Origin of the sequence: Vibrio sp. 99-8-1 (genome assembly GCF_013114595.1) — a bacterium.
Lineage (GTDB): Bacteria > Pseudomonadota > Gammaproteobacteria > Enterobacterales > Vibrionaceae > Vibrio.
On record NZ_VTXE01000013.1, the window covers coordinates 110,752 to 130,081 of the forward strand.

Below are 19,330 nucleotides of genomic sequence, written 5' to 3' on the forward strand. Positions count from 1 at the left end.
AATCTTAGCAATAATACCGATTACTCTAATGCTTAAAACCAGCGTTCAAGGGCATTTTTATCAAGTTGACGAAATGCTCGGTTAAGGATGACAGCCAGCTCTTTATATCTCGGTTTGGCTTTAATGGGCTCTAATGCAAAACCTGTCTCAACGATTTTTTGATGCAGCTCTCTGTACCAACCAGCTAAAGCCGGTGGTAAATTTGTATTGGCTCGATTACCTAACCACCACATACCCTGCAACGGCATACTTATAGCGAATATAGCAATAACGATTGCTTGCGGCATAGCCTGCATGTTTTGAAAACTCATCTGCACAAGCACACTTATTGCTGCTACTGCAGGCATCACCTTGATACCAAAACGAGTTGCTTTAATTATGCGTTGTTCTGGAAAAATAGGAGACAACTCTTTACGCATCGGCCAAATATCCATGTATTTTTGCCCGTTTCTCAAATTTTTTACCAAACCAGACTCACTACTCATTAACGCCCTCTTCACTAAAAAAAAGTTGAATCATTCAACAAAAACTATAAAAAACTTGATGAAAGTTAATATTCCTTCAAAAAATTTTTGTTATATTGGCCTATAATCGCTATCCTTTGCAGACCCTTAATGTCATTGTTGACTTTATTTCTGAATATAGCAACCAAATGACATTTTTTAGCAAGGAATGCTGCCAGGATCACAGTTATGCGATCTTGTTTCATATAAAGGATATAATTTTTATAACCAAGAAAGTAGCAGGTTTATGACCCCTTCTACTATTCTTGAGGTTGATTTTAACCCTTGATTAGCAGGTAATCACTCATGTCCAAGCTGGTTTTAGTTTTAAACTGCGGTAGTTCTTCTCTTAAATTCGCTATTGTTGATGCAGAAAACGGTAACGAACACCTTACAGGTCTTGCGGAATGTCTTCACCTTCCTGAAGCCCGTATCAAGTGGAAACTTGATGGCAAGCACGAAGCACAATTAGGCGACGGTGGCGCTCACGAGCAAGCTCTATCTTTTATCGTAGAAACTATTCTAGCTTCTAAGCCTGAGCTATCTAACGCGCTAGCCGCTGTTGGTCACCGTGTAGTACACGGCGGCGAGAAATTTACTCAATCAGTATTGATTGACGAAGATGTCGTAAAAGGTATCGAAGATTGTGCCGCACTAGCACCACTTCATAACCCAGCGGCTATCGTTGGTATTAAAGCGGCTCAAAAAGCATTCCCGGGCTTACCAATGTCTGCTGTATTTGATACCGCATTCCACCAAACAATGCCTGAAGAAGCATTCCTTTATGCTCTTCCGTATGATCTATACACAGATCACAGCATTCGTCGTTACGGCATGCACGGTACTTCTCACCTATTTATCGCTCGTGAAGCAGCAGAGCGTTTAGGCAAGCCAGAAAACGAACTAAACATTATCAACTGTCACCTAGGTAACGGTGCATCAGTTTGTGCAATTAAAAATGGCCAATCTGTCGATACTTCAATGGGTCTAACTCCTCTTGAAGGCCTGGTAATGGGTACTCGTTGTGGCGATATCGACCCTGCTATCATTTTCCACCTGCATGACACGCTAGGTTACTCTGTTGACAAGATCAACACCATGCTAACTAAAGAGTCTGGCCTACAAGGTCTAACTCAAGTAACGTCTGACTGCCGTTTTGTAGAAGATAACTACGGTGAGAAAGAAGAAGCCACTCGTGCAATGGATGTTTTCTGTCACCGCCTAGCAAAATACGTTGCTGGTTACACAGCCACTCTTGAAGGTCGTCTAGACGCTATCGTATTTACTGGTGGTATCGGTGAGAACTCTGCACCTATTCGTGAAATGGTTCTTAACCGTCTTGGCGTATTTGGTATCGAAGTTGATAGTGAAGCTAACCTTAAAGCTCGTTTCGGCGGCGAAGGTACTATCACTACTGCTGACAGCCGTGTTCCTGCATTAGTTATCTCAACCAACGAAGAGTTGGTTATCGCAGAAGACACTGCCAAACTAGCAAACTTATAAAAATGACTGGCTAACGAAAGTTAGCCAGTTTTGTTTTAGGGCTCAATAAGTCATTCCTAATATCCATTGAGCCATCTCCCTGTAATTAGAGGTACTCTACACATGTCCCGTACTATTATGCTTGTACCAATTAGCGCTGGTGTTGGTTTAACCAGTGTTAGTTTAGGTGTAATTCGCGCGATGGAACGAAAAGGTGTTAACGTTTCTTTCCTTAAGCCTATTGCTCAACCGCGCCACGGTGGTAACCAACCAGACTTAACGTCTACTATCATCAACGCTAACAGCGATATTAAAACAGCAAGCCCAACACCAATGCACGAAGCTGAATCTTTGATCGGCAACGAGAAAATGGATGTATTGCTTGAATCAATCGTTGAGCGTTACAACCAAGTTAATGATGCAGAAGTCACATTAATCGAAGGCTTGGTACCAACACGCAAACACCCATTTGCTAACCAAGTAAACCAAGAAGTTGCCAAAACTTTAGGTGCTGAAATTGTTTTTGTTGCGACTCCGGGTACATATAATGTTACTCAACTTAGAGAACGCATTGAACTAGCTGTTTCTAACTTTGGTGGTGCCAAGAATAAGAACATCTCTGGTGTGATTATTAACAAGCTGAATGCACCTGTTGACGATGCTGGCCGTACTCGCCCTGACTTGTCAGAAATATTTGATGAAGCAGATGCAGCACAGCAAGCTGACATCCGTACAATGGAAATCATCAACAACAGTCCTATTCGTGTACTTGGCTGCGTACCTTGGAAAATCGATTTAATCGCTACTCGTGCGATCGATATGGCGAAACACCTAGGCGCCGAGATTGTTAGCGAAGGTGATATGATGACTCGCCGTATTAAGAGCATCACTTTCTGTGCCCGTTCTGTACCACACATGATTGAGCACTTTAGAGCTGGCTCACTGCTAGTGACTTCTGCAGACCGTCCTGATGTTATTGTTGCAGCAGCCCTTGCCGCAATGAATGGTGTTGAGATTGGTGCAATGTTGCTTACTGGTGGCTATGATCTTCCTGTAGAGATTCAAAAACTGTGTCAACGCGCCTTTGATACTGGCTTGCCTATCTTCAAAGCAGAAGGCAACACATGGCAGACGTCTCTTAACCTTCAAAGCTTTAGCTTAGAAGTACCTGCTGATGATAAAGAACGTATCGAATACGTTAACGACCACGTAGCAAGTCACATCGATGGCCCTTGGATAGACTCATTATCTGAAGGCAGCGAAGGTATACGCCGTTTAAGCCCACCAGCATTCCGTTACCAGTTAACTGAGTTTGCTCGTCGTGCAGCTAAGCGTATTGTTCTTCCTGAAGGTGATGAACCACGTACCGTTAAAGCAGCTGCTATTTGTGCAGAGCGTGGTATTGCTAACTGTGTACTTTTAGGTAACCCTGAAGAGATTCGCCGCGTTGCAGAACAACAAGGTGTTGAATTAGGTACAGGCGTAGAAATCATCGACTCTGATGCCGTTCGTGAAAAATACGTTCCTCGTCTTGTTGAGCTTCGTGAGAAGAAAGGCATGACAGAAGTTGTGGCTCGCGAGAAACTAGAAGACTCTGTATTCCTTGGTACCATGATGCTAGAGAATGATGAAGTCGATGGGTTGGTTTCTGGTGCAGTACACACCACAGCCAATACAATTGTTCCACCATTCCAGATCATTAAAACCGCACCAGATGCTTCGATTGTTTCTTCGGTATTCTTTATGCTGTTGCCTGATCAAGTACTTGTTTATGGTGACTGTGCAATCAACCCAGATCCAACCGCTGAACAGCTAGCGGAAATTGCCATTCAATCGGCAGATTCAGCTGCAGCATTTGGCATTGACCCACGAGTTGCCATGATCTCTTACTCTACTGGTGAGTCAGGTAAAGGCGCTGATGTTGATAAAGTTCGTGAAGCAACCAAACTTGCTAAAGCAAAACGTCCTGATCTCGTCATTGATGGTCCACTTCAGTACGACGCTGCCATTATGGAAAATGTTGCGGCTTCTAAAGCGCCAAACTCTCCTGTAGCAGGTAAAGCGACTGTATTTGTATTCCCAGACCTAAATACCGGTAATACGACTTACAAAGCCGTACAGCGTTCTGCTGACCTAGTCTCTATTGGTCCTATGCTTCAAGGTATGCGTAAACCTGTAAACGACTTGTCTCGTGGTGCATTGGTTGACGATATTGTGTATACCATCGCATTAACAGCCATTCAGGCCGATCAAGCTTAACCTGCACTGTTAGTAACATAACGTTCAGTGAATACGAAAACGGGACCATTAGGTCCCGTTTTTATTTGCAAATAGCTCAGTCGTTAGTTAATGACCAAATCACACTCTAATCAGGTGAAATGAGCGACTCAGCTTGATAGTCATTATCCTTGAATACCAATAATCAACCACGGTGCATTGTCGACAGTAAGATCACGCTCTAGATGCCACACATCTTCGATATCTTCTTCGATACCTTCAACCGCATCGCGGTAACGGCCTTTAAATTGAAGGCTTAGTTGCGCTTTACTCGCATCACAATCTGCACGAACAATTTCCGCATCGACATACATGACATCGGTATGCTGCTCACCGCTTAGTTTTGCTCTCTCAGCAGAGAGGTCGGCAAATAGATCGGCAGAAACATACTCTTCAATAGTATGAAGTTCATTGTGGTTCCATGCACCTTGAATCACTCTATAGTGTTCTCTAGAGCCATTCACAAAGGCAACTTGATCAAACCCCGCTGGGAAACGAAACGGAACATCACTGTGTCCATTGGCACCGAAACCACCGCCAGTTTGCGACTGTTGTTCAAACTGCTGGTTGTTGGTTTGCTGTTGACTCTCTTGCTGGTACTGCTGATAGTTTGCACCATCATAAGCCCGTTGATTCATACTGCCCATTTTGGCCCCTAACATTCCGCGAAGGAACTTAAAGGCAAAGTAAGCAACAAGACCGATAATAAGAATATCCATAAACTGAATACCCTCAAACGCGCCACCAAAGAATGCTGCTAACAAACCGCCAGCCAACAAACCACCCATCAAGCCTCCCATTAAACCGCGCTTGGTACCTGATTGCGCCGTTGTTTGATCTTTCTTTAATGTGCTGGTGTTGGTTGTTTTCTGTTTAGGTGCAGGAGCCGTTTTAAATAATTTACCGAACGACTTACCACCACCGAATTTTTTTGCTTCAGCAACGGGAGAAGTCGATACAGCAAAGATCACTAATGCGACCATAGCTAACAATCGTTTCATTTTGTTCCTTTTGATATAACTAACATTATTATTGGAGTAACTATAAATATGCGGCTTGAGCATGGATAATTCAAGTTACATCCGTACAGCGTACCTTATTTAAGGAAGATATTACTGGATAAAACAAGTTTTGATACTCGCCAAGCTCACTTGTACTGGGGATAGAGAGTAAAAATCGCTCTTTTTTGCTGTATTTTGACTCATTTCCAGCTCGGCAGATTCATTTTTAATAGATAACAAAACGTAATCATAAGTTAAATGTATATCTATTAGGTTGATTTTAAAGAGGTTAAAATTTCAACTCGTCATATTGCAGGACTGTAATCCTACCAAACTGAAATTGAGTAGAGAAAACTGTATCAGAATATTACAAGATAGCCGCTTGAATACTTGACCCCCAGTAGCAGGGTCAATAAAATAATGAACATTGTTCATTATTAGAAACCATCATGGCGCGTAGAAACGATCATACCCGTGAAGAGTTAATCTCTCTTACCCTCGATAAAGTGCGGGAATTCTTAGATCACAATCCCCATCATGACCTTAGCTTAAGAAAGGTCGCCAACATGATTGGCTATGTTCCCAGTACCCTAGTTAATATCTTCGGTAATTATAATCTGTTGCTATTACAAGCGGTTGCTCAAACCGTAGATCAGCTAAAAATAGAAGCGTCTAACGCCATTCGCTCCACCACTGATCCTGAAGAAGCATTATATAAGTTAGCCTACTGCTACCACGATTTCGCAAAAGCTCACCCTCACCGCTGGCAACTTATTTTTCAACACACGATGAATGGTGAAGAACTGCCTCAATGGCAAGTTGAACGTATTGATAATATGACGGGTATGCTAGAGCAGTTAATGATGCAACTCGCTCCTACAAAATCAACCGAGCAAGCCATTGAAGCTAGCCGGGTATTATGGGCGGGTGTACACGGTATTACGCTGTTAAGTGTGGACGATATGTTTTTTACCTCCACGCCAATCGATGGCAAAGCACTTATATCCAACCTTATATCCAGCTACTTAAAAAGCTGGAACTAAGGAAGTCTCATGTCAAAAAGCGGTACATTTTCACTGTTAACCCAAAGACGCTTTCTTCCCTACTTTCTTACCCAGTTTTTAGGTGCATTTAACGATAATATCTTTAAAAATGTTCTGCTGATCTTAGTCGCCTTCGTCGGTAGCGGCGCGCTGCCTATCTCTAGCAATTTATTTATTAATTTAGCGGCGGGGCTATTCATTTTGCCTTTTTTTCTGTTTTCCGCAACCGCAGGTGAATTGGCAGATAAGTACGATAAAGATTGGTTTATTCGCAAAGTTAAGCTGGTAGAAATTATCATCATGGTAATTGCAGCCATTGGATTTATCACACAAAGCTACCAAGTTTTGCTGTTGCTACTTTTTTTAATGGGTTGCCAATCCGCATTCTTTGGCCCAGTAAAGTATGCATTACTTCCCCAACATTTAAGCGAAGACGAACTTGTTCCCGGAAATGCGCTGGTAGAAACAGGCACATTCTTAGCCATTTTATTAGGAACCATAGGTGCAGGTATTATCGCATCTACCGAGCATGCTCACTATATCGCGGCTCTAGCGGTGGTTATTTTTTCCTTGTCTGGTTATCTAACCAGTCGCTTTATACCTAAAACTCCGGCAGCTAACCCCTCAGCAAAGTTACGTTGGAAACCCGTTGCTCAAACTCGGCACACTTTGTCTATCGCGAAAAATGACAACATGATTCATAAAACCATATTGGCTATTAGCTGGTTTTGGTTCTTAGGTGCCTGTTATCTTACTCAGTTCCCCAATTTTACTAAAATCTATTTAAATGGCGGGGAGAGCGCAGTCTCTTTTCTTCTGGCACTTTTTTCTATCGGTATCGCTATTGGTTCTCTACTGTGTGACTTCCTTTCAAAACACCGAATTGAATTAGGTATTGTGCCGATTGGCAGTATTGGAATAACCCTGTTTGGTGTGCTGATGGTCAACAGTATTCCGGCACAACTGCCGCTTCTCACCAGTTTTAATGACTTTGTTTCTCACACTGATTTATGGCCAATGTTTAGCTACTTACTGCTGATTGGCGCTTCTGGTGGGCTATTTATCGTGCCGCTCTACTCGCTAATTCAATCTAGAGCCAAAGCAACCGAACGCGCTCAGGTTATTGCGGCCAATAATATTTACAACTCTCTATTTATGGTGGGCAGCGCCCTTGTCGCCATTGTTTCCCTTTCGGTCATCGAGCTGAGCATACCGCAACTCTTTCTATTGATGGCGGTTCTTAACCTACTGGTTGCGACTTACCTATTTTGCCAACTGCCTATTTTTGTTGTTCGTTTTTTGCTTTGGATGATCACGCATACCGTGTATCGAATCACGCATAAAAATCTACACCATCTACCTAAACAAGGGCCGGCACTGATAGTCTGCAACCATGTTAGTTATCTAGATGCTCTATTGCTCAGCGCTGTCTGTCCTCGATTGATCCGCTTTGTTATGCAAGAAGAGTATGCCAGCCTACCATTGCTAAACCGCTTCTTAAGACGGGCAGGTGTCATCCCTATTTCAGCGGATAATCGCTCATCCATTAAGAGAGCTTTTAAAGAGGTAGAACAGGCGCTAGATAATGGTGAGCTGGTGTGTATCTTCCCAGAAGGTCAACTCACTAATGATGGTGAAGTCCATCAGTTTATGCGCGGTATTGATCTCATCATCAAGCGCACATCCGTTGATGTTATTCCAATGGCATTAAAAGGACTGTGGGGCAGCTATTTTAGCCGCTACAAAGGCAGAGCCTGCAAAGGTGTCCCTAACAGAGTGTGGTCCAAGCTAGAAATTGAAGCAGGAACACCTCTCCCGGCCAAAGGCCTTAACGCATCAATGTTAAGAGACAAAGTCCTTGCACTACGAGGTGACCATTGCTAGTTGTTCACTTTAATTGAACAGGCATAACAAAACATGCGACAGACTCAAACGAAAAGACGCGGTACACTAGCCGCGTTTAATCCTTGTTTGAATGAATAACCTCAGTTCGGAAAATCAACAACCATTATGAATGCAAAAATATTACTCTTCTTTCTCGCCGCTGCATTTTGTTTAACCCCTTGGGTATCTTCCCCTACAGCGCTCGTTATTGGCTTTTTACTCTCCAGTCTTGGCTTGGTACCTTCACATATCCCTGTGGCAAAACTAACCAAGAAGCTATTGGCCTACTCCATTATAGGACTAGGGTTTGGCATCCATTTTCAGCAAGCACTCGAGGTCACCGGAGATGGCATAGGACTGATTGTATTCACTATTTTGGGGACGCTGGTTCTTGGCTCATTGCTAACAAGGAAAATTGGATTAGATCGACACACTGGTTATCTGATTTCTGCGGGCACCTCCATATGTGGAGGAAGTGCGATTGCAGCGGTTTCACCCGCCATTAAAGCCAATGATGAGCAGACAGGCTTAGCTTTAGCGACGGTATTTGTACTCAACTCCGTCGCCCTATTTATCTTTCCGGTCATTGGTCATAGTTTAGGATTGGACCAACACACTTTTGGTACTTGGGCGGCCATCGCCATCCATGATACCTCTTCTGTTGTTGGCGCGGCTTCAGCTTATGGAGAAGAAGCTCTAAAAACCGCCACAACGCTCAAACTTGCACGGGCTTTATGGATCATACCTGTAGCGTTTGTTAGTACCATGCTGTTTAAAAGTGATAATAAAAAAATCACCATTCCCTATTTTATTCTTTTCTACTGTGCAGCCATAGTAGTAAGTGACTACTTACCACAATTTGAAGCGTTATATGATGGCATATTTTCCATCGCGCAAAAAACATTGGTTCTCTGTCTATTCTTTATTGGTAGCGGTATATCGGTAGAGAAGCTACGAAAAGCCGGCGCTAAGCCACTACTATTCGGTGTCTTTTTGTGGGTAGTGATTTCTAGCTTGTCCCTTAGCTGGTTGGTGTTTTCTTAACACAAAGTAAGCAATAGTGGCGAAGGCGAGCAGCTCAGCAATAGCCTGAACAAGTCCTTCGCTCACTATGGCAAACAGCACGCAACTACTCACTAATACGATTAATAATTTCATTTATCGACACGTTTCTGACTAATCCTTTATAGCGATATTATTAGCCAGAACTGTCTATAAAATAAATTCCGATTGGAACTATCACATAACCAATTGATAGGTACTCTGGTTTTCAACAAACCATTTAGCCACCCGTTGTCGAGACACTTTAATACCATTAGTTTGCAAAAGATCTCGCGGCAATAAGTAGTAATCAATAGGCCATTTAAACTTCTCCAACTGCTGCTGTAACAGCCCCTGATAGCAACTAGGTTGTAGAGGTTGATGACTGGATATTAGCGCGACAGGACGAGCGCCAAATTCACTGTCTTTGACGGCGACAACAAACACTAAATCAATATCTTGATGCTGAATTAGAACCTGTTCTATCTCTTCGCAATGGATATTCTCACCACCGGAAATAAACTGATTGTCAGCCCGACCTAAAATGTGCAGTTCACCCTGCCGCCACTCACCAAGATCGCCACTATCAAACCAGCCATCATTGTCAAACGCTTGCAGTTTCCCTTTAACAAACTGCCCTTTAGCTAAGGTCTCACCAGCAATATATATACGCTGATTTACCAGCTTCAACTGTCGGTGAGATAGCACATTCCCCACACCGCTCTGACCATCAACCACCTTTGCCGTTACTGTAGAAGCAGCTTCTGTCATGCCATAACCTAACCATGTTTCAATGCCCCGCTCTTTAGCCTGCAAAGCCAACGGTAGTGGAATCGCACTGCCACCAAGCAATACATGCGTTAACGTCAATGGTTGGTTACTATCTAGCAATCGCTGAAGTTGTGTCGCCACCAAAGAGGCGTGAGTCGCCCCATTTAGATCATCATAAAGTGATACGCCATCACCGACTTTAAGTGATGCTCCAACAGCTAACCAGCGCCATACAATAGCCAGCCCCGACACATGAAATAAAGGTAGGCTAAGCTGCCAAGTATCGGTAGAAGTAAATGAAAAAACCTCTAATAACCCCGTTGCCGATGACAAATGATTGCTAGCACTATGTGCTATCGCTTTAGGTTGCCCTGTTGATCCGGAGGTAAAAATAATACTGACAATTGCGTCATCTTTCATTATCTCTAGATCATCGACGACTGACATATCGAGATCTATTTCTGCGCCACAAGCCTTTGAACTAATTCGAGGTAACACATCTGACACAAAGTGGTAATCACTGCATTCAAAACTGGTTTTATCCAGATGCTCTGCACCTTTACCTAGCCAGATAAAATGACAGGCGAGTTGTTGAAACTTTTGCTGTAAAGGTACTGTTGGCTGAGGCGCGACCATTGCCGGAATAACACCAAGCCGAATAGCGGCTAAATAAACGATCAACAACTCAACATCATTTTTTCCAATACAAGCCAGAACATCAAAAGGCTTAAGCCCCTGCTGAACCATCAAATTGCTTGTATTCGTCACTTGTTGATTTAGCTGTTGCCAACTGTACTGGTGATGGGAAGTGATTAAGGCCGGAGAGTCGCCCTGACTCTCCGCCCAGAAGGTTAATGGATCCTTCGCTGACATTTACTCACTCTGCCAAACAATGGTTTGGTGACTAACAGGCTCAACAGGCAGATCACAATCAGGCCATGGAGTCTCAAGTTGAGCCGCAAACATCTTAATGGTATCTAATCCGGGAATGCTATTAGGCGTTAACCAATGTGCCATTCTTGCCACCTGACAAAGACCTAAGCTGGATTCAAGACTAGAACTAAATATGACCGTAATCCCCAGTCGTTTCGCAGCCTCTACCAGTCCAACACATCGAGCCACTGAACCAATCAGAGTCGGCTTAATAATGATCACTTTTGATCCCGTCATGTTGCCAAGATCAAAATCATCATCTCGTACCGACTCTTGCAAGGTTTCATCCCAGGCAATCGCGATTCCAGTGTCGATGGCAAACGAAAAGCTATCACCGGGTTTTCTACAAGGTTCTTCGATAAACTCAATGCGTTGGCGATAAGAAGGATTGATGTAAGAAGCAAACTTCTCTGCTTTCTCTATCGTCCAAGCTCTATTTGCGTCTAACCTTAGTTTTAAGTCCGGAATAGTTTCCAAGAATAGGTTAGTGATCATCCCATCACGAATAGGCTCGTATAAACCCACTTTAACCTTAGCGACTTTATTATCCTTTGGCATCGCCTCTAAAACAGGCAATAAATCATCCGGATCACCAGTACATAGAGGAGCACTGTGATAACTTCCTTCCGCAGGTAAATTACCTGCTAACTCAAACTGAGCCATTGAAAGCCCAAAAGCAACCGATGGATATAGGGCGTCAAAATCTATCTCTTCTCCTGTGACCCAACGTTCTAATTCGGCCTGAGCCTGAATGCCCGCTTCACTGGTAGATTCCTGACTGAAGCCAGTAAGTGGTGCAATTTCCCCATAAGAACTATTATCGCCATCGTGAAGTTCCACGATCCAGCCTTCTCTCTCCGTCAATTTTTCATCACGAAGAATCACACCACTGTCCATGGGTAATTGATATTTGTATAACTTTGCTTTACGCATTAACTCTCTTCCTAGAAATATTTATTTATCCCAATAACAAAAATATTGCCTAAACGACTTTATGGGTTTCTAGGAAACTTGGAGAAATCAGGACGACGTTTCTCATTAAATGAGTTGCGACCTTCTTGCCCTTCATCTGTCATATAGAACATCATGGTGGCATTACCCGCTAACTCTTGAAGACCCGCCTGACCATCACAATCTGCGTTTAATGCCGCTTTCAAGCAGCGGAGAGCCATCGGGCTGTGTTGTAGTACTTCACGACACCAACGTACCGTCTCTCTTTCTAATTGGTCGACCGGAACGACAGTATTCACTAATCCCATATCCACCGCTTCTTGCGCATCATAAAAGCGGCATAAGAACCAGATTTCTCGCGCTTTTTTCTGGCCAACGATACGAGCCATGTAAGACGCGCCCCAACCACCATCAAACGATCCTACTTTAGGTCCCGTTTGACCAAATTGAGCATTCTCAGCAGCAATAGTTAAGTCACACATCATATGTAAAACATGGCCACCACCAACAGCATAACCAGCCACTGCCGCGATAACCGGTTTAGGACAAGTACGGATTTGGCGTTGGAAATCCAGCACATTCAAATGATGTGTGCCACTCTCATCACGATAGCCACCATAATCACCACGAATTTTCTGATCGCCACCAGAGCAAAATGCATCTTCACCCAATCCAGTGAGAATAATCACCCCCACGCTTTCATCATAACGAGCATCCGCTAAAGCACTGATCATCTCTTTTACGGTTTGAGGACGAAAGGCGTTTCTCACCTGTGGACGCGCAATGGTAATCTTAGCGATACCATCCGCTGTTTTATGATAATGAATATCTTGATATTCAGAACTGCAGTCCTGCCAATTTACTGGTGCGTAAAGTTCTTCTTCAGTCATTCCGATGGTTCTTGCCATGATTCATTCCAATTAGTTATAAACTGTTCTGTTTGAGTCCGAATTAGCGACGCAAATTGAGCTGGCTGTTCATGATGAACATTATGTCCAGCCTCTTTAATAGCAGTGAAAACTAATCCACTACTGGTTGCTAATTGATAAAATTTTAGATCGTTTTCACCACAAACATAATGAAAATACATTTTATATTGTAGTAGTCGATCTAATAAAAAAGGTTGTTTTGCTAACGATGTCGCCAGCAACATACGGCCAATCGCGACGCCACTATTATCTTGACGCTGCTCTACCAAGTGCGCCCTCTGTCTGTCAGTTAATGAAACAAACACCGGCTGCTGATACCACTTTTGTAACACATGTGTCATTGGTTTATCAGTAAAACATTCCGCCCAACGTTGATCATTTTGCAAGCGTAATTGTTTCTCTGATTGGCTGGTTAAACCAAAGTTACCACCTTCAACCACACAACCTACCACCTTAACGCTGGCAAAATAGCTATTAACGATGCCATACATAAGTAGGCGTGCTCCTAACGAGTACCCCACTAACAGTATTGGTGACTGCTGTGCTGGCGACTCAGCAATAGCGCCAGCGATCATCTTACAAGTATCATCAAAACCAGTAACAATACTGTCGCGACTTGTTCCATGCCCCGGAAGATCAATAAACAACCGGTTGTAGTCGCTCAGTTGTTCGCTCACCTGTAACCAATCGTTGCTACATCCAAGCAAACCATGCAGAAAAACTAAGGTAGGCTTCTCCGTCGAGGATTCCGCTGGAACAAATTTAGTGGTAAGCATTGATAGACTTAACCAAAGCTTTGATATCGCTGGACGCTTGCTCAGACGGTGTTATCACTTCTATCAACAGGCTACCTCGACCCGAGGTTAAATGCTCTTGAGCGCAAGAGATGAGCTCAGCCAAACTATCAGGCTTCAGGTAAGCCAAGCCAAATTGCAGAGCTGCGTACTTAAACTGATATCCATGAGGCATCTTATACAGAGCCTGTTTCTGCTGCTCAGGAACAGGCAGAAGATCAAATATAGCGCCACCATCGTTGTTGGTAACAACGATCACCAATGGCACACCACGGCTACACAAGGAGAGCGAATTTAAATCATAAAGTAGCGAGGTATCCCCCACCAACATCAGCATAGGTTGCTGATTTACCGCTTGAACACCCGTTGCAGTCGCAACCAGACCATCTATTCCTGATGCACCACGATTGGTATAAACTTGATTAGCAGATAGAGCGGTAACCATATCCACTAAGCGTACGATTAAGCTATTACCGATAAACAGGTCATGATTCGCCGCAATCTCATTCAATCTCGCCGCCAATCTCAGTTCCGACAGCTCGTTAGCGGGCATAGCGTTCTCGGAAGCATCATTACCGCTCAAACCCGAGCAATTTACCGCAAGCTGCTTTACCTGCTTAGAAAAACGAATAAGCTCATCAGCCCAACCAAAATAACAGCCGCGCTTATCAGCCAGCCGCTTTTGCTGTTGCTTTGCCCATTGCAAAGGTTGTGCACTAATTCTGGTTAATGGCAGATGATTTGGATTTAAGCGATCATCACCCTCTGAAACTAAAATATAGTCACATTCACTATTTTTAATAAATGCATGTATTCTTTTCGAAACAAACCTAGCACCAAACTGTAAGATGACGTCACATTGAGCCAACTCTCGGTGAGCCTGCTGATTTTGAAGCCAAATATCATAATGCTGCCAGTCACTCGATATACCAGATTGAGGGTCACACAATAATGGCCACCCTAATGTTGATGCGAGTTGAGCTACCGCTTGTGCCGTAGCCAGATCAACTTGCCCTACCGCAATGACGCCTTTGCGATCTTGCAACGGTTCTAGAACATCACAACTCTCTATACGACAGGAGTGATACTGACAATAACTGTCTTGTTGTTTAAGCCATGGTTCAATTGGCGCGAGATAGTCACTCTCTTCAGAGATGATCTGATCCGAATAGAGAGGTTCCGGGAAAGGGCAATTAATATGAATTGCTCCCCCTTCTAACTGCTGCTTCACCATCAATTGATCTATTGAGGTAAGCAGCCATTGAGGAGAGACTTGTCTATTTGGTGACAGTAAATTCAATGATGCCGTAATATGTTGAGCAAATATATCCACCTGTGAAATCGCCTGATTGGCCCCACAATCGATCAGTTCGATAGGACGATCAGCCGTTAACAGCAGTAATTTCTCTTTGGTTAATCCCGACTCGGCAATTGCCGGCAGTAGATTAGCAACCGCGGTTCCAGAAGTAACAATCACAGCAACCGGCTTATTGCTGGTTTTCGCCATACCTAGCGCGTGAAAAGCTAACCCTCTCTCATCAAAATGAGTATGCAAGGTCAACTTGTTATTGCTATCCGCTTCTAGCGTCAACGGTGTAGAGCGTGATCCCGGTGCAATGCAGACATGCTCAACACCAAATCGGCACAACTCTTCGATAATGATTCGACACCACAATCTATTCAGTACTGCTTGGTCTGTAGATGAGTCACTCATGAGGCGACACCAAAAGATGCACTATTCTGGTTAGAACTTGCCGACATCGCCTCATCCTGCATTGAATCATCTTGTGGCTGCCTATCTTTCAATAAGCAGAGCAAGGTGGACATTTTTTTATCTAATTCTTGCCATTCATATTCAGCCTGAGAGCCTTCAACAATACCGGCGCCAGCGTACAAATTAACCTGATCACCATTGACTAAAGCGCTGCGTATTGCGACACAAAACTCCGCTTTATGATGACTAATATAACCGATAGAACCGCTGTACCAACCTCGCGAAAAAGGTTGATGTTGCAATATGTATTTCATCGCTTCTTCTCTAGGCAACCCTGCTACAGCCGCAGTAGGTTGAAGTGCAGATAACAACTGAACACCATTTACCCCGGATTTAAGAGAAGCACGAATCTCTCGTTTTAAGTGTTGAACTTTACGCAAACGAATCAACCTCGCTTCGTTTTGCGCCTCAATGGCAGTAGAGTGCGGTTCAAGCCTTGCTACAATATCGTCCACCACATACTGATTTTCACAAAGATTCTTTTTATCCTGCGCCAACCAGTTAGCCAAATCTAAATCTTTTCGTGCAGTTTTTCCTCTACCAATGGTTCCAGCCAACGCTTCTGTTTCCAGCTCTTGACCGTTACGGCTATACAAGCGCTCAGGAGTCGACCCCACAAAACTTTGGCTAGCATCCAATGCAAATAGAAAGTGAAAACTGTGATGGTTATGAGCGACACTTGCTTTTAATAACTGTGCTGGAGAAAGTTGTCCATCAAGCTGCACAATGCTCTTACGCGCCAATACGACTTTTTTAAACTGATCCTGCTTAATTTTATCTAACACATCCTCTATTTGATCATTCCAATCACTTTGTTCAGGGATATGGCTAATACTCTGAATATTGGTCGAAATAGAAGGAAGTTCTAAATAGTCGCAACAGAGTTGCTTTAAGGCAGAAATAATTGTCGATATGTTGTTATCTAAATTAACGCTAATGGACCATTGGTCATCAAAACGTACCAACTCTATTTGTGGCAGAAAAAACAGAGAACTAGGTAGACCATCATCTTCAGATGATTGAAATGCTCTCCCTCCCCACACACGTTGGCCATCAGCCAAAATAGTATATGCAGGTGCTGGGTCAGAAAAGGCATGAACTTTTCCCAACGCGACCACTTCTTCTCTGGTATCGCGGGACTGCCAGTAAAATTTAGGAAAATGAGGCTGTGCTTCAAGCCAATCAACGCAGGAGAACCCTGCTAATGTATCTATAGCTTGGGTAAGTTTACTATCATGCTCGTTTGCATCTTTTATTTGTTGAATTAACTCAGCAATAGCTTGACTAAATTGGGACAAATCAACCTCTAGTATGTCAATAGAAAAATTCACACTAAAAACACTTAAAACCTTACATTTTATAAGGGATTGCTAAGCGATCACGTATGCCCGATACTCTATTGTCTGAAAAGGCTCAAATCAAGTAGACAACGTCAGTTTTGAGGCTAGAGCGCGTTGATCTTTCATATATCCTCCTGCTGAGAGCCATTTTTTCTGATAACAAGGCAGAAATTGCAGTTACTAGTGGGCTAATTTCAAAATTTCTAACGCAGTTAGCGGGAAAAATGATCTCAGCCCGTAGGGTGATGCCTAACACTTTTTTCAGGCATCACAGGCTCGACATTGAAAGACCAACACGCCTGAATACATGGATATTCTTGCAACCTTTTTCTTTTCACCAATTAAAAGTTCATATATGACAGATTTTTATACTAAAAATTAGATTTATGGTGTACTTTGATAAAGTAAAATAGGAATTATCAGGATCTAAACCATGCAAAATATCGGGATGTCATCAAAACTCGATAATGTCTGCTATGACATTAGGGGCCCAGTACTTAAACATGCTAAGCGCATGGAAGAAGAAGGGCATAAAATTCTAAAACTGAACATCGGTAATCCAGCCCCATTTGGTTTCGATGCCCCTGACGAAATTCTAGTGGATGTTATTCGTAACCTTCCAACATCTCAGGGCTATGCCGACTCCAAAGGTATTTATTCTGCCCGTAAAGCCGTCGTTCAACACTATCAAAAACGAGGCATTCGCAGCTTTGATGTAGAAGATGTCTACATTGGTAATGGTGTGTCAGAGTTGATTGTAATGGCGATGCAAGCGCTACTAAACAACGGCGATGAACTGCTGGTTCCTGCTCCTGACTACCCATTATGGACAGCCGCTGTCTCTCTGTCTGGAGGAAACCCCGTTCACTATATTTGTGATGAAGAGTCCGATTGGTATCCAGATTTAGACGATATTAAAAGCAAAATAACCAGCAAAACCCGTGGTATTGTTTTGATTAACCCAAACAATCCAACTGGTGCGGTATATAGCAGAGACTTTTTACAAGACGTATTAGAGATTGCCAGACAGCATAACTTGATTGTGTTCGCCGACGAGATATACGACAAAGTTCTCTATGATGGCGCAACTCATACCTCTATCGCCTCCCTTGCCGATGATGTACTCATCATGACCTTTAACGGACTATCCAAAGCTTACCGCGTTTGTGGTTTTCGTAGTGGTTGGATGTTCTTAACCGGGCCTAAACATTTGGCAAAAGGTTATTCTGATGGTTTAGATATGCTCGCTTCAATGCGTTTATGCGCAAATGTGGCCATGCAACACGCAATCCAAACCGCGCTTGGTGGCTATCAAAGTATTAACGAACTGATTCTTCCGGGTGGTCGCTTGCTAGAACAGCGTGATAGAGCATTTGAGCTCATCACTCAAATCCCCGGCATTACTTGTAAGAAACCTAAGGGAGCGATGTACTTGTTCCCTAAAATTGACACCAAAATGTACAATATCAAAGACGACCAAAAAATGGTGTTGGATTTCTTGGTTCAAGAAAAAGTGCTTTTAGTACAAGGAACCGGCTTTAATTGGCCCAAACCAGACCATTTCCGAATTGTCACCCTGCCTCATGTTGAGGATCTAGAGCTTGCTATTGGGCGATTTGAGCGATTTTTATCTACCTATAGTCAATAATCTTCTTTAAACTAAAGGCTCCTATGGAGCCTTTTTCAATTGCCAAAAGTAAACCCAATTCGACTTACTATCTGGTCAGATAAAATGGAACTCGACGGAATAGACCTGAATGGACAAACGTCCATTTACAAACGCATAGGAATATCTTAAGCCGTCTAGGAAATCGAACTCATTTTGATCATTTAGCTAATACGATTGGTATAAGGAGTAAAGATGGAACAGAGCACGTTTATTGCTTGGATTACCCGAATGCCGCTAATAAAAAGATGGTCATTGATGCACTGTTTTCAGGAAGAGAACGTATCAGAGCATTGTCACCAAGTCGCTGTTATTGCCCATTTACTCACCGTCATTAAAAACAAACGTTTCGGAGCTGAGTTAAGCCCTGAAAGAGCCGCAACCGTTGCCATATACCATGAAGTATCAGAAACAAAACTTCAGGATATTAACACTCGAACAAAGTACCACAATCCCGAATTCACCAAAGCATTCAAAAAACTAGAGGCCATCGCGGAAGAAGAGTGTTTGGCGACCATTCCCCAAGATTTACGAGACGAGTTTGAAAGCCTGCTGGTACAAGAGAAGGTAGATGCCGAGTATAAAGCCATTGTAAAAGCCGCGGATATACTATCTGCCTATATAAAAACCATGAACGAGTTGCGCTTTAATAACGATGAATTTTTACACGTAAAAGAGCACTTAGATGAGAAGATCGAACAGCTAAGTAAAGATCACCCTGAAGTAAAAGTATTTATGGCTATTTTTTGTGATAGTTGCACCACCACACTGGATAAAATATCGGGTTAACCAATACCCCTGATATCTACAGTGAACGAAAACTAAACGTCAGCTCATTTGTATTAGTTCCGACTAGATCTGACACTTCAATTTGAAAAGAAGAGAGTTACCCACTTTGATTAAGGTGCTGAATCTTAAATCAAAGAAAAGAGGTAACTCTC

14 protein-coding genes and 1 pseudogene are annotated in these 19,330 nt (G+C 43.1%); 7 read left to right on the plus strand and 8 right to left on the minus strand.

What is annotated here, in order from left to right:
• Nucleotides 1-32: 32 nt before the first annotated feature.
• Nucleotides 33-485 carry a terminus macrodomain insulation protein YfbV gene (gene yfbV / locus F0227_RS09375; protein WP_171752934.1) on the minus strand — a complete coding sequence of 151 codons (453 nt, stop codon included), beginning with the start codon at nucleotides 483-485 and terminating at the stop codon, nucleotides 33-35.
• A gap of 324 nt (nucleotides 486-809) precedes the next feature.
• Here yfbV and F0227_RS09380 point away from each other — a divergent pair, with 324 nt between their 5' ends.
• Both F0227_RS09380 and pta read left to right on the plus strand, forming a co-directional pair.
• Entirely contained in the window at nucleotides 810-2,006 is a 1,197-nt protein-coding gene (locus F0227_RS09380; RefSeq protein ID WP_171752935.1) for an acetate kinase, read from the plus strand.
• Between the two features lie 102 nt (nucleotides 2,007-2,108).
• Complete coding sequence (pta, locus tag F0227_RS09385; RefSeq protein ID WP_171752936.1) at nucleotides 2,109-4,244, plus strand: phosphate acetyltransferase; 2,136 nt, start codon at nucleotides 2,109-2,111, stop codon at nucleotides 4,242-4,244.
• 143 nt (nucleotides 4,245-4,387) lie between these two features.
• Here pta and F0227_RS09390 read toward each other — a convergent pair whose 3' ends face one another.
• Nucleotides 4,388-5,263 (minus strand): TIM44-like domain-containing protein, encoded by an 876-nt coding sequence (locus F0227_RS09390; RefSeq protein ID WP_171752937.1) that lies wholly within the window; start codon nucleotides 5,261-5,263, stop codon nucleotides 4,388-4,390.
• 449 nt (nucleotides 5,264-5,712) lie between these two features.
• Between F0227_RS09390 and F0227_RS09395 the strand changes: the two genes are divergently transcribed.
• The 3 genes from F0227_RS09395 to F0227_RS09405 all read left to right on the plus strand — a co-directional run bounded on the left by F0227_RS09395 (nucleotide 5,713) and on the right by F0227_RS09405 (nucleotide 9,234).
• Nucleotides 5,713-6,306 (plus strand): TetR-like C-terminal domain-containing protein, encoded by a 594-nt coding sequence (locus F0227_RS09395; protein ID WP_171752938.1) that lies wholly within the window; start codon nucleotides 5,713-5,715, stop codon nucleotides 6,304-6,306.
• Nucleotides 6,307-6,315: 9 nt separating this feature from the next.
• The gene (locus F0227_RS09400; RefSeq protein ID WP_171752939.1) at nucleotides 6,316-8,190 is read left to right on the plus strand and encodes an MFS transporter; all 1,875 of its coding nucleotides are present in this window, start codon (nucleotides 6,316-6,318) and stop codon (nucleotides 8,188-8,190) included.
• Nucleotides 8,191-8,316: 126 nt separating this feature from the next.
• Nucleotides 8,317-9,234, plus strand: coding sequence for a putative sulfate exporter family transporter (locus F0227_RS09405; protein ID WP_171752940.1), 918 nt, complete (start codon nucleotides 8,317-8,319; stop codon nucleotides 9,232-9,234).
• A gap of 195 nt (nucleotides 9,235-9,429) precedes the next feature.
• Here F0227_RS09405 and menE read toward each other — a convergent pair whose 3' ends face one another.
• The 6 genes and pseudogenes from menE to F0227_RS09435 form a co-directional block, all read right to left on the minus strand.
• Nucleotides 9,430-10,875, minus strand: coding sequence for an o-succinylbenzoate--CoA ligase (menE, locus tag F0227_RS09410; RefSeq protein ID WP_171752941.1), 1,446 nt, complete (start codon nucleotides 10,873-10,875; stop codon nucleotides 9,430-9,432).
• Nucleotides 10,876-11,868, minus strand: coding sequence for an o-succinylbenzoate synthase (gene menC / locus F0227_RS09415; protein ID WP_171752942.1), 993 nt, complete (start codon nucleotides 11,866-11,868; stop codon nucleotides 10,876-10,878).
• 59 nt (nucleotides 11,869-11,927) lie between these two features.
• The gene (gene menB / locus F0227_RS09420) at nucleotides 11,928-12,794 is read right to left on the minus strand and encodes a 1,4-dihydroxy-2-naphthoyl-CoA synthase (protein ID WP_171752943.1); all 867 of its coding nucleotides are present in this window, start codon (nucleotides 12,792-12,794) and stop codon (nucleotides 11,928-11,930) included.
• Nucleotides 12,773-13,591, minus strand: a complete 819-nt coding sequence (gene menH, locus F0227_RS09425; protein ID WP_171752944.1) for a 2-succinyl-6-hydroxy-2,4-cyclohexadiene-1-carboxylate synthase — start codon at nucleotides 13,589-13,591, stop codon at nucleotides 12,773-12,775. The genes menB and menH overlap by 22 nt, the downstream gene beginning before the upstream one ends.
• Complete coding sequence (gene menD / locus F0227_RS09430) at nucleotides 13,578-15,323, minus strand: 2-succinyl-5-enolpyruvyl-6-hydroxy-3-cyclohexene-1-carboxylic-acid synthase (RefSeq protein ID WP_171752945.1); 1,746 nt, start codon at nucleotides 15,321-15,323, stop codon at nucleotides 13,578-13,580. The genes menH and menD overlap by 14 nt, the downstream gene beginning before the upstream one ends.
• An 83-nt stretch (nucleotides 15,324-15,406) precedes the next feature.
• Nucleotides 15,407-16,681, minus strand: a pseudogene (locus tag F0227_RS09435) (isochorismate synthase); the annotation flags it as partial.
• Between the two features lie 475 nt (nucleotides 16,682-17,156).
• Here F0227_RS09435 and F0227_RS09440 point away from each other — a divergent pair.
• On the plus strand, nucleotides 17,157-18,371 hold the full coding sequence (locus tag F0227_RS09440) for a pyridoxal phosphate-dependent aminotransferase (protein ID WP_171752947.1): 1,215 nt from the start codon (nucleotides 17,157-17,159) through the stop codon (nucleotides 18,369-18,371).
• 213 nt (nucleotides 18,372-18,584) lie between these two features.
• On the plus strand, nucleotides 18,585-19,178 hold the full coding sequence (gene yfbR / locus F0227_RS09445; RefSeq protein ID WP_171752948.1) for a 5'-deoxynucleotidase: 594 nt from the start codon (nucleotides 18,585-18,587) through the stop codon (nucleotides 19,176-19,178).
• The last annotated feature ends 152 nt before the right edge of the window (nucleotides 19,179-19,330 follow it).

Bases quoted from the DNA above. Each gene is read 5' to 3' on its own strand.
- yfbV (WP_171752934.1), bottom strand. From the start codon at position 485: ATGAGTAGTGAGTCTGGTTTGGTAAAAAATTTGAGAAACGGGCAAAAA.
- F0227_RS09380 (WP_171752935.1), top strand. From the start codon at position 810: ATGTCCAAGCTGGTTTTAGTTTTAAACTGCGGTAGTTCTTCTCTTAAA.
- pta (WP_171752936.1), top strand. From the start codon at position 2,109: ATGTCCCGTACTATTATGCTTGTACCAATTAGCGCTGGTGTTGGTTTA.
- F0227_RS09390 (WP_171752937.1), bottom strand. From the start codon at position 5,263: ATGAAACGATTGTTAGCTATGGTCGCATTAGTGATCTTTGCTGTATCG.
- F0227_RS09395 (WP_171752938.1), top strand. From the start codon at position 5,713: ATGGCGCGTAGAAACGATCATACCCGTGAAGAGTTAATCTCTCTTACC.
- F0227_RS09400 (WP_171752939.1), top strand. From the start codon at position 6,316: ATGTCAAAAAGCGGTACATTTTCACTGTTAACCCAAAGACGCTTTCTT.
- F0227_RS09405 (WP_171752940.1), top strand. From the start codon at position 8,317: ATGAATGCAAAAATATTACTCTTCTTTCTCGCCGCTGCATTTTGTTTA.
- menE (WP_171752941.1), bottom strand. From the start codon at position 10,875: ATGTCAGCGAAGGATCCATTAACCTTCTGGGCGGAGAGTCAGGGCGAC.
- menC (WP_171752942.1), bottom strand. From the start codon at position 11,868: ATGCGTAAAGCAAAGTTATACAAATATCAATTACCCATGGACAGTGGT.
- menB (WP_171752943.1), bottom strand. From the start codon at position 12,794: ATGGCAAGAACCATCGGAATGACTGAAGAAGAACTTTACGCACCAGTA.
- menH (WP_171752944.1), bottom strand. From the start codon at position 13,591: ATGCTTACCACTAAATTTGTTCCAGCGGAATCCTCGACGGAGAAGCCT.
- menD (WP_171752945.1), bottom strand. From the start codon at position 15,323: ATGAGTGACTCATCTACAGACCAAGCAGTACTGAATAGATTGTGGTGT.
- F0227_RS09440 (WP_171752947.1), top strand. From the start codon at position 17,157: ATGCAAAATATCGGGATGTCATCAAAACTCGATAATGTCTGCTATGAC.
- yfbR (WP_171752948.1), top strand. From the start codon at position 18,585: ATGGAACAGAGCACGTTTATTGCTTGGATTACCCGAATGCCGCTAATA.